Here is a 9,394-nt window from a genome sequence, read left to right as displayed (position 1 = left end):
CAGGGCGTGATCCGCCACGGCTTGCGAATTGGCCCGACCAGCGCCACCCTTGTCGCATGGCGCATGATACGACCCGTTTCACCCGCAGAACGCCCCCAGGGGAAGACCGTGAGCGGCTGACCTGCGGCGATTGCGGCTACATCGCCTATGAAAATCCGAAGATCGTCGTCGGCTCCGTCGTGGGCGTCGGGGGCAAGGTGATGCTCTGCCGCCGCGCCATCGAACCGCGCCGCGGCTTTTGGACCATCCCCGCCGGCTACATGGAACTCGGCGAGACGGTGGAGGAAGGCGCCCGGCGGGAGGCGCTGGAGGAAGCCTGCGCGGATCTGCGGCTGGATGGCGTGCTGGCGGTCTATTCCATCGCCCGGATCGGCCAGGTGCAAATCATCTTCCGCGCCGCCCTCGCTAGCCCCGGCTTCGCCGCGGGGCCGGAGAGCCTGGAGGTGCGGCTGTTCGCCTGGGACGAAATCCCCTGGGACGACCTCGCCTTCCCCTCGGTGCACTGGGTGTTGCGGGCGTGGCGGGAGGTCGGGGATGGGCCGCTGGGCGCCCCGCGGGGCAACCCGCCGGATGATCGGCGGGGCAACCCGCCGGATGATCGGCGGGGCACCACGCCGCTGACGGAAGTCGCGTTGTGAAGCGCCGTTTCGCACTCTGCGCCGGCCTTGCGTTGCTGGCGCCCGCGTCGGCGCTGGCGCAGCGGCGCGGCGCGGCGCAGGCACTGCCCCTGCCGCACCCGCCGCCCCCGGCCCCGCCCCTGCCCGGCATGATCCGCCCGCCGGTGGTCCTGGGCGAACTGGCGCCGATGCCCAACCGGAACATCCAGCCCCCGCCCGACATCTTCGGCGACCCGGTCGGGCCGCGGCTGGAGCCGATGATCATCGACGAGCGTGAACAGCGCCGCGGCTTCACCTTCGGCCGCGAGCATCTTTCGGACCGCCAGGACGTGCTGCTGAAGGACCTCGCCCCCGGGGCGCGGTTGCGAATCCCGATCGAGTAGCGCCGGGCCTCAGCGCATCGGGATCGGGTACATCAGCCCACCGCGATTCCACAGCGCGTTCAGCCGACGATCCAGCTTCAGTGCCGAACCCTGGCCCAGATTGCGCTCGAACACCTCGCCGTAATGGCCGACCTGGCTCAGCACCTGGAACGCCCAGTCATCGGCCAGGCCGAGCGGCGCACCCAGCCCTGGCTCCGCGCCCAGGATGCGGCGCACCAGCGGGGATGGGTCGGTGCGGCGTGCGGCGGCGTTGGTCGTGCCGATATTCCGCGCCTCGCCCTCCAGCATCACATTCACCACCCAGAACACCAGGCTGCGCCAATGCGGGTCGCCATCGCGCACCAGGGGGCCAAGCGGCTCCCGGCTGATGATGTCCGGCAGCAGGCGATGCGCCGCGGGGTCCGCGGTGCCGGTCTGGCGCAGCACGATCAGGCTGGACATATCCGCGCTGACCGCATCGCAGCGCCCGGCAACGTAGTCATCCCGCAGCCCGGCGAAGGCGGGGGCCTCCACCGGCGTGGTACGGATGCCGAGGCGACGCACCAGATCGGATTGCGCCTGTGCGTTCGAAGTGCCGGCAACGACGCAGATGCGCTTGCCGTCCAGCGCCTTCGGATCGGTGATGCCGGAGGCGACCGGCACCAGGAAACCCTGGCCATCGTTGAAATTGATCCCGGCCGGCGCCAGGCCGAGATCGGTATCCCGGCCCATGGTCTGGGTGAGGTTGCGGCTGGCGACATCCACGCGGCCCTCACGCAGCGCCGCGAGGGCCTGCGGCGTGGTCAGGCCGATGAAGCGCACCTTGGTCGCATCGCCCAGCGCCGCGGCGGCGATGGCGCGGCAGGTATCCGCATCCAGGCCGCGGATGATGCCCTGGGCATCGGCCTGGGCGAAGCCGGGCAGGCCGGCATTGGTGGCGCACAGCACCTCCCCCCGCGCGCGCACCTGTTCGAGCGTGGTTTGCGCGGTGGCCGGCAGGGCCGTGAGGGCGGCAATCAGGCCGAGGATCAGCGTCTGTCGCATCGGCTTGCTCCTCAGCGCAGCGGCAGGGGGAACATCAGCCCCCCGCGCTGCCAATTGTCATTGGCGCCACGGTCCAGGCCGAAGCGGCTGCCGGCGCCTAGATTGCGGTCGAACACCTCGGCATAGGACCCGACCTGGGCCAGCACGCGCTGCGACCAATCGCCATCCAGGCCGATATTGCGGCCCAGCCCCTCATCCACCCCGATCAGCCGGCGCAGCACCGGGTCGTTCGACTGCACCATCTCGATCAGGTTGGTGCTGCTGACACCGAACTCATCGGCCTCCAGCATCGCCTGCACCACCCAGAATACCACCTGGCGCAGCGGTTCCTCCCCCTCCCGCACGAGCAGGCCGAGCGGCTCGCGGCTCAGCATTTCAGGCAGCAGGACGAAATCATCCGGGTTCGGGAGTTCCGTGACGCGGCGAATGGCGAGCTGGGAGGCGTCGGTCGAAGCCGCCTCGCAGCGCCCCGCACGCAGCGCCTGGAGCAGCGCCGGGCCACCGCCGGCTTCGATGACCGTGACGGCAATCCCCAGCCGCGCCGCCTCGCTCTCCACCACCTCCCGCCCCGCGGTGCCGGCGATGCCGGTGACGCAGATCCGCTTGCCGTCCAGGTGGCGCAGGCTGGCGATGCCCGAATCGCGGCCGACCAGAAGGCCCTGGCCATCGAAGAAGGTGAGGCCGGCGAAGGCCACCGGCTGCATCCCCTCCCGCGAGTAGGTGAAGGTGGTGTTGCGGGCCAGCAGGTCGATCTGCCGCGCGCCGAGCGCCGCCATGCCGGCCTCCGGCGTCTCGATCGGCACGAAGCGCACGCGGCCGGCCTCGCCCAGTGCGGCGGCGGCGACGGCGCGGCAGAAATCCGCATCGAAGCCACGCATGGCGCCCTGCGCATCCGGCGCGGAAAACCCGGGCAGCGCACCGTTCACGCCGCAGACCAGTTCGCCCCGGGCGCGGATGCCGGCGAGCGCGTCACCCGCCGGCTGCGCCCGGATGGCAGGCGCCACCAGGCAGACGGTGAGAAGAGCGGCGGAGAAGATGTTTCGCATGATCATGTCCGCCTAGCAGCCGGAGGCCGCAACGCGGCAGGTGACGCCCGGAAGGGCGCGGCAGGCTTCCATCGCCTCCGCCTCCGCCGCCTGCACCGTGGCGCCGAGGCCGGGAAAGTTGCGGGCCAGCACCATGGTGCTGAGGTCGCTGGTCATCACCACCGCATTCGGGTGCCGTGTGACCCCCTGCACCAGGGCGCCGCAGCGATTGACGATCTCACCCTGGAATTTGCAGGGAACAGGCCCGGCCTGGGCCTGGCAGGCGCGCACCGCGGCGGTGTTCACGGCCAGCCGGTCGGCGGACCCATTGCCGAAGCCGAAGGCGGCCATGGGCGCATCCGTGGTATAGACGGCGCCGAAGCGGCTATTGGCCGGCGCGGCCTGCTGCCCGCCGGCCAACTGCACCCCCATGCCCGTCCCGCCCGAGGCCGCCGGCGCCCGTCCTACCGGCTGGAAGCACGGGCCGGAGGCGACGCCACCGCCGAGCGCGCCGCAGACGGCCACGCTGAGCCGGGCAAAGCGCTGAGGCGGCAGCGACATGCGGTACTGCGCGCCGTCGCTGCAGCGGAAATCCCAATAGGCGGCGCGGCCCCGGTCGAAACCGGCGAAGTAGCTTGCGGTCACCGCCTGGCATCCCAGGCCGCCGCCCGAGAAAATGCGGAAGACGTCCGCCTGCCGGGCCTGTTCGGTCAGGTCCGTGAGCTGGTCATGCAGCGGGTTGCCCGACTGGGCCTGCACGACGGTCGGCAGAAGGAGGAGGAAGGCGAAAGCGAACCACGTTCGGCGCATATTGCGTCGTCTCCTGCGTCACGCCCACGAAATTATTACGTGCACGTCGCCATAACTAGGCGCAGCCGGAGATTACCCAAAGAGTTAATTAAATAACAAATAGTTGATAAGACTACCTCCCTGTGATCGCCCGGCGCATCTTAAAAGCCTTGCCGCAACCCAAGGTGGACGCCTTCAGCCCAACCCTACCAACCCTCGCGCGTAGTCCGTCGCGGTGAAGGGCCGCAGATCGGCCGCCTTTTCGCCGACGCCCACGAAATGCACCGGCAGCCCGATTTCCTGCGCCAGGGCCACCACCACGCCGCCCTTGGCGCTGCCATCCAGCTTGGTCACGGCAAGGCCGGAGACGGCGACCATATCCTTGAAGGTCCGTACCTGTTGCAGCGCGTTCTGGCCGGTGGTGGCATCCAGCGTCAGCAGCACGGAATGGGGCGCGGAGAGGTCCAGCTTTCGGATCACGCGGATGATCTTGGCCAGTTCCTCCATCAGGGCGGATTTGTTGTGCAGGCGGCCGGCGGTGTCGATCAGCAGAAGGTCCATCCCCTCCGCCCGCGCCCGGGCCAGCGCGTCATGTGCCAGCCCCGCGGCATCGGCGCCCATCTTGGCCGGTGCCACCACCGGGCAGCCGGTGCGATCGCCCCAGATCTGCAGTTGCTCGACCGCGGCGGCGCGAAAGGTGTCGCCGGCGGCGAACATCACCTTGAGGCCCTGGGCGCGATATTGCTGGCCGAGCTTGGCGATGGTGGTGGTCTTGCCAGTGCCGTTCACGCCGACCACCAGCACCACATGCGGCGCCCGCTCCCGCCCGATCTCCAGGGGCTTGGCGACCGGGGCCAGGATTTCCGCGATCGCTTCGGCCAGTGCCGCCTTTACCTCCTCATCCGAGACTTCCTTGCCGAAGCGGGTCTTGCGGAACCCCTCGACGATGCGGCGCGCGGCGGCGACGCCGAGGTCGGCGGCGATCAGCGTATCCTCCAGCTCCTCCAGCGCCGCGTCATCCAGACGGCGCTTGCGGAAGACGGTGGTCAGCGCATCGGTCAGCCGGGCCGTGGAGCGGGACAGGCCGGTCTTGAGGCGGGAGAACCAGCCGCCGCCGGCTGCCGGCTCCGCGGCTTCCGGCACCGCGGCTTCCGGCAACGGCTCGCTGCTGGCCAGCGCCTCATGCAGCGCGCCCAGGTCGTCGGCGGGGGGCGGGGCTGCCGGGGGGGCTGTCGGCGGGGCTGGCGGCGGCGCGGATACCGGCTGCGGGACGGGCGGGGCGGTGAACGGGGGCGGCACGGCCGGCACCGGCGGTAGCGGCGCGACCGGGGGCAGCATCTGCGCCGGCGGCGTCCCCGGCCCTGGAACGGCGGGTGTCGGCGGCTGGGCGGGCGGCGGGGTGACGGGTGCCGGCTCCGGGGTTGGCTCGCGGCCGCGCAGGCGGTCCCAGAATCCCTTGAGTGCCATGGTCAGGCCGCCTCCGCGATCAGGCCCTGGTCGTCGGCGGCCAGCACCCGCATCGGGCGCAGGCTGCCGGGAGCCGGCGCGTGGCCAGCCACCCGGACCGGGGCGAATTGTTCCGTATGGCCGCGGCCACCCTGTTCGAGCAGCACCGATTCCACCCGGCCGAGCCGGCTGGCGAACAGCGCCTGGCGCGCCACGGCACCTGCCTGGCGCAGCCGTGCCGCGCGTTCGCGGCGCAAAGCCACCGGCAGTTGCGGCATCCGCGCGGCCGGGGTGCCGGGGCGGGCGGAGAAGGGGAAGACGTGCAGGAAGCTCAGCCCAGCCTCCGCCACCAAATCCAGCATCTCGGCGAAATGCGCCTCATCCTCCGTCGGGAAGCCGGCGATCAGGTCGGCGCCGAGCGCGATGTCGGGCCGCAGCGCGCGGGCGCGGGTGGCGAGCGCCAGGGCCTGCGCCCGGGAATGGCGGCGCTTCATGCGCTTCAGGATCAGGTCCGCGCCGTGCTGCAGGGATAAATGCAGATGCGGCATGAAGCGCGGCTCCTCCGCCAGCAGCCGCCAGAGGTCGTCATCCATGCCTGCCGGATCGAGCGAAGATAGCCGCAGCCGCGGCAGGTCCGGCACCAGCGCCAGCAGCCGCCGCACCATCTGGCCGAGGTGCGGCTGGCCGGGCAGGTCTGGGCCGTAGCTCGCGATATCGACGCCGGTCAGCACCACCTCCCGGTACCCCTGCGCCACCAGCGCCCGCACCTGGTCCACCACCACGCCGAGCGGGACGGAGCGGGAGGGGCCGCGGCCATAGGGGATGACGCAGAAGGTGCAGCGATGGTCGCACCCCTGCTGCACCTGCACCAGCGCGCGGGCCCGGCCGGCGAATTCCGTCACCGGCCCCGGGGTTGAAAAGGGGGGCGGTGCGGCCTCGGCCTGCATGATGTCGGAGACCGGGCCGGACGCATCCGGTGCCCAGGCCTCCGGTCGCAGCTTGTCCGCATTGCCCACCACCCGCGCCACGCCCGGCAGCGCGGCCCAGGCATCGGGGGCAATCTGCGCGGCGCAGCCGGTGACGATGATGCGGGCGTTCGGGGTCTCGCGCGCCGCGCGGCGGATCGCCTGGCGCGCCTGCGCCTCCGCCTCGCCGGTCACGGCGCAGGTGTTGACGATCAGGGTCGTGGAATCGTGGCCGGCGGCATCGGCAAGGCCGCGCATCGCCTCGGTCTCATAGGCATTCAGGCGGCAGCCGAAATTCAGCGTCCGCACGCTCATGCCAGGGCCGAGGCGGGCAGCGTGCCGGTGAAGGCCGTGGCGACCGGGCCGGTCATCAGCACATGGCCGTCCATGCGCCATTCCATCTCCAAATCGCCGCCCGGCATGGTGATGGTGGCGCGGCGCCCCGTCAGCCCGCGGCGATGCGCGTTGACCATGGCGGCGCAGGCGCCGGAGCCGCAGGCGAGCGTGATGCCGGCGCCGCGTTCCCAGATCACCAGCCGCAGATGCTTTGACGAGAGAATCTGGGCGAAGCCGATATTGGCGCGGTCCGGGAAGATCGGGTCCGTCTCCAACCCCGGCCCAATCGCGGCCACCGGCACTTGGTCCAGATCCGCCACGAAGAAGGTGGCGTGCGGGTTGCCCATGGAGCACGCGGCCGGGTCCGCGACCTCGCCACGGGTCAGCGGCAGGTGCAGCGTATCCACATCCCGCGCCAGCGGCACATCCTTCCAGCCGAGCCTAGCCAGCCCCATATCCGCGCGCCAAAGCCCGCCGGGCAGGCGTTCCACCGGCAAGTCGCCGGCGATGGTCCGCACCACCACGCGGTCCAGCCCTGCCTCATCCGCCACGAGGGAGGCGATGCAGCGCGTGGCATTGCCGCAGGCGCCGGCCTCGGAGCCATCGGGGTTGCGGATGCGCATGAAGACATCGGCACCGTCCGTGCAGGGCTCCATGACGATGAATTGGTCGCAGCCGATGCCAAAATGCCGGTCGGCGATGGCCGCCGCGCCGGCGGGGGTGATGGGCAGGGCGTGGGCACGGGCGTCCAGCACGACAAAGTCGTTGCCCAGGCCGTGCATCTTGCGGAAGGGAATGGTCACGCCTCGGATATAGAACGCGCGCCAGCCCGGTGTAACCCGCAGCCTCGGCGTCACATCCTCCGTGGACTCGTCCCAGTCAGCCCTGCGCCGGATGACCCGGAGATGGAGCAGGCCGTGCTCGGCGACGCAGCGGAGCAGGGCGCGAATTTCGCCAAAAAGCACCGCCAAATAGAGAAAAAATCTTTCTTACCCGACGCTATTGCCTTCTTGTGAAAGAATCCTCTTCTCTCAGCGGCAAATCAGCCTGCCGAGAGGGGCCGCTGCCATGACCAAGGTCCATGTGATCCACGAGAACGACGCCTGGGTGGCGCCGCTGCGCACCGCCTTCGAAAGCCTCGGCACGCCCTTCGAGGAATGGTTCCTCGATCGCGGCGTACTGGACCTGAACCGGCCGCCGCCCTCCGGCGTGTTCTACAACCGGATGAGTGCCTCCTCCCACACCCGCGGGCATGTCTATGCCCCCGAATACGCCGGCGCCGTGATCGAGGTGCTGGAGCGGCACAATCGCCCGCTGGTGAATGGCCGCCGCGCCCTGCAACTCGAACTCTCCAAGGTCGCGCAGTACCAGGCGCTGGCCATCCACGGCATCCCGGTGCCTTCGACGCTGGCGGTGGTGGGGCGGGAAAACATCCCCGAAGCCGCGGCGAAGCTCGGCTATCCGCTGATCCTGAAGCACAACCGCGCCGGCAAGGGCCTCGGCGTTCGCCTGGTCCGCAGCGAGGCCGGGCTGCGGGAGGCACTGGCCCTGCTCGATGTGACCTCCGACTCCGAGGCGCATCCGCGCGACGGCATCTGGCTGGTGCAGCGCTACATCGAGGCCGCCGAACCCTTCATCACCCGCGCCGAATTCGTCGGCGGGCGCTTCCTGTATGCCGTGAAGGTGGACACCTCCGAAGGCTTCGAGCTGTGCCCGGCGGATGCCTGCAACATCGGCGAGGGTGCCGCCTGCCCCGCCGTGGCCCCGACCCACAAATTCAGCATCCAGGACGGCTTCCAGCACCCGCTGATCCACCGCATGGAAGCCTTCCTGCTGGCCAACCAGATCGGCGTCGGCGCCATCGAATTCATCACCGACCCGCACGGCAACACCTTCGCCTACGACGTCAACACCAACACCAACTACAACGCTGACGCCGAAACCCGCGCCGGCCGTACCGGCAACCAAACCGGCATGGGCGCCATCGCCGCCCACCTGACCGCCCTGCTGCGACGTGAGGCACTGGCGGCGGCAGCCTGAAAGGTCGGCGCTGGTGGTTTGCAGGGAGCGTGGTGACCCTTCACCGAACTCGCATTCGATAGGGTTCTCACCCTTGCCAAGGTTGGGGTCGAGGGTTCGAATCCCTTCGCCCGCTCCAATTTTTCCCAACCGAATCATGCATTTATGACCTACTCGATGGGGCCGCCTACCCGGAACGTTTGTTCCTGGGGGCCGGATAGGGTGCCTTTTTTCAGTGGCTGTAGGCGGTTTTGTGCGAACTTCGGCGAACATAGCGTTACAGGTCGTGGGCTGCCTGCGCCGCTAAGGCGGCGGGGTGTGCCGGCAGGCCCCAGACGGGGCTTCAAGTTCCCGATTGCCGGTGTCGTTCCCGAGCCCCCGCAGCAGTCCGGCAACCACTAGCCCCAACCAATCTCTAGTTGCGCCGGAATCCGTCTCCAAATACCTGGGCCAAGCCGAACACAGTTCTCGGCGACGTTGGAGTAGGTCAGTATGCGACATGGCCTCCGAGAGCCCAACGATGCCCGACAGCCCTACGCGAAGCGTGTTCATTAGCCACACACATAGCGACCACGGAATTGCGCATGCGATCCGCAATGCGGTGCAGGCGCTGTTTGGCGATGCAGTCACCGTTCGCTATTCGACCAACAAGGAACTGGAGGGCGGTATTAAGCCTGGTGAAGACTTGTTTCGCTGGATCGGCCAGCAGGTCCGCGAGGCCAAGGTCGCATTCATTCTACTGACTCCGGCCTCAGTGCAGAATTTGCCGGTTGAGGTCAGTGTTCCCAACC

The 9,394-nt window shown here is 69.6% G+C and carries 10 protein-coding genes; 4 read left to right on the top strand and 6 right to left on the bottom strand.

Annotated features, from left to right (window positions below; all coding sequences use genetic code 11):
* The first annotated feature begins 56 nt into the window (after window positions 1–56).
* The gene (locus tag ACFHNC_RS24235; protein WP_437171811.1) at window positions 57–638 is read left to right on the top strand and encodes an NUDIX domain-containing protein; all 582 of its coding nucleotides are present in this window, start codon (window positions 57–59) and stop codon (window positions 636–638) included.
* Window positions 635–1,000, top strand: a complete 366-nt coding sequence (locus ACFHNC_RS24230; protein ID WP_437171809.1) for a hypothetical protein — start codon at window positions 635–637, stop codon at window positions 998–1,000. Before ACFHNC_RS24235 ends, ACFHNC_RS24230 begins: the two co-directional genes overlap by 4 nt.
* Before the next feature lie 9 nt (window positions 1,001–1,009).
* On the opposite strand, the gene ACFHNC_RS24225 is transcribed toward ACFHNC_RS24230, so the two are convergent.
* The 6 genes from ACFHNC_RS24225 to dapF form a co-directional block, all read right to left on the bottom strand.
* Window positions 1,010–2,023, bottom strand: a complete 1,014-nt coding sequence (locus ACFHNC_RS24225; RefSeq protein ID WP_437171808.1) for a transporter substrate-binding domain-containing protein — start codon at window positions 2,021–2,023, stop codon at window positions 1,010–1,012.
* Between the two features lie 11 nt (window positions 2,024–2,034).
* On the bottom strand, window positions 2,035–3,069 hold the full coding sequence (locus tag ACFHNC_RS24220; RefSeq protein WP_437171807.1) for a transporter substrate-binding domain-containing protein: 1,035 nt from the start codon (window positions 3,067–3,069) through the stop codon (window positions 2,035–2,037).
* Window positions 3,070–3,081: 12 nt separating this feature from the next.
* Entirely contained in the window at window positions 3,082–3,858 is a 777-nt protein-coding gene (locus tag ACFHNC_RS24215; RefSeq protein ID WP_437171806.1) for a hypothetical protein, read from the bottom strand.
* Between the two features lie 174 nt (window positions 3,859–4,032).
* Window positions 4,033–5,175 carry a signal recognition particle-docking protein FtsY gene (ftsY, locus tag ACFHNC_RS24210; RefSeq protein WP_437171810.1) on the bottom strand — a complete coding sequence of 381 codons (1,143 nt, stop codon included), beginning with the start codon at window positions 5,173–5,175 and terminating at the stop codon, window positions 4,033–4,035.
* A 131-nt stretch (window positions 5,176–5,306) separates the two neighbouring features.
* Window positions 5,307–6,563 carry a tRNA (N(6)-L-threonylcarbamoyladenosine(37)-C(2))-methylthiotransferase MtaB gene (mtaB, locus tag ACFHNC_RS24205; RefSeq protein WP_437171805.1) on the bottom strand — a complete coding sequence of 419 codons (1,257 nt, stop codon included), beginning with the start codon at window positions 6,561–6,563 and terminating at the stop codon, window positions 5,307–5,309.
* Window positions 6,560–7,387 carry a diaminopimelate epimerase gene (gene dapF / locus ACFHNC_RS24200; RefSeq protein ID WP_437171804.1) on the bottom strand — a complete coding sequence of 276 codons (828 nt, stop codon included), beginning with the start codon at window positions 7,385–7,387 and terminating at the stop codon, window positions 6,560–6,562. The genes mtaB and dapF overlap by 4 nt, the downstream gene beginning before the upstream one ends.
* Before the next feature lie 265 nt (window positions 7,388–7,652).
* Between dapF and ACFHNC_RS24195 the strand changes: the two genes are divergently transcribed.
* Both ACFHNC_RS24195 and ACFHNC_RS24190 read left to right on the top strand, forming a co-directional pair.
* Window positions 7,653–8,624 (top strand): ATP-grasp domain-containing protein, encoded by a 972-nt coding sequence (locus ACFHNC_RS24195; protein ID WP_437171803.1) that lies wholly within the window; start codon window positions 7,653–7,655, stop codon window positions 8,622–8,624.
* Between the two features lie 499 nt (window positions 8,625–9,123).
* Window positions 9,124–9,394, top strand: a 271-nt coding sequence (locus ACFHNC_RS24190; protein WP_437171802.1) for a hypothetical protein, incomplete at its 3' end; no start/stop codon positions are given.

This window comes from Falsiroseomonas sp. E2-1-a4 (assembly GCF_051433165.1).
Taxonomy (GTDB): domain Bacteria; phylum Pseudomonadota; class Alphaproteobacteria; order Acetobacterales; family Acetobacteraceae; genus Falsiroseomonas.
The sequence above is the reverse complement of the archived record's forward strand: the minus strand, read 5'-3'. Positions and strand labels throughout refer to the sequence as shown.

Coding starts and splice junctions, on each gene's coding strand:
- ACFHNC_RS24235 (WP_437171811.1), top strand. CDS start 57: ATGGCGCATGATACGACCCGTTTCACCCGCAGAACGCCCCCAGGGGAA.
- ACFHNC_RS24225 (WP_437171808.1), bottom strand. CDS start 2,023: ATGCGACAGACGCTGATCCTCGGCCTGATTGCCGCCCTCACGGCCCTG.
- ACFHNC_RS24220 (WP_437171807.1), bottom strand. CDS start 3,069: ATGCGAAACATCTTCTCCGCCGCTCTTCTCACCGTCTGCCTGGTGGCG.
- ACFHNC_RS24215 (WP_437171806.1), bottom strand. CDS start 3,858: ATGCGCCGAACGTGGTTCGCTTTCGCCTTCCTCCTCCTTCTGCCGACC.
- ftsY (WP_437171810.1), bottom strand. CDS start 5,175: ATGCTGCCCCCGGTCGCGCCGCTACCGCCGGTGCCGGCCGTGCCGCCC.
- mtaB (WP_437171805.1), bottom strand. CDS start 6,563: ATGAGCGTGCGGACGCTGAATTTCGGCTGCCGCCTGAATGCCTATGAG.
- ACFHNC_RS24195 (WP_437171803.1), top strand. CDS start 7,653: ATGACCAAGGTCCATGTGATCCACGAGAACGACGCCTGGGTGGCGCCG.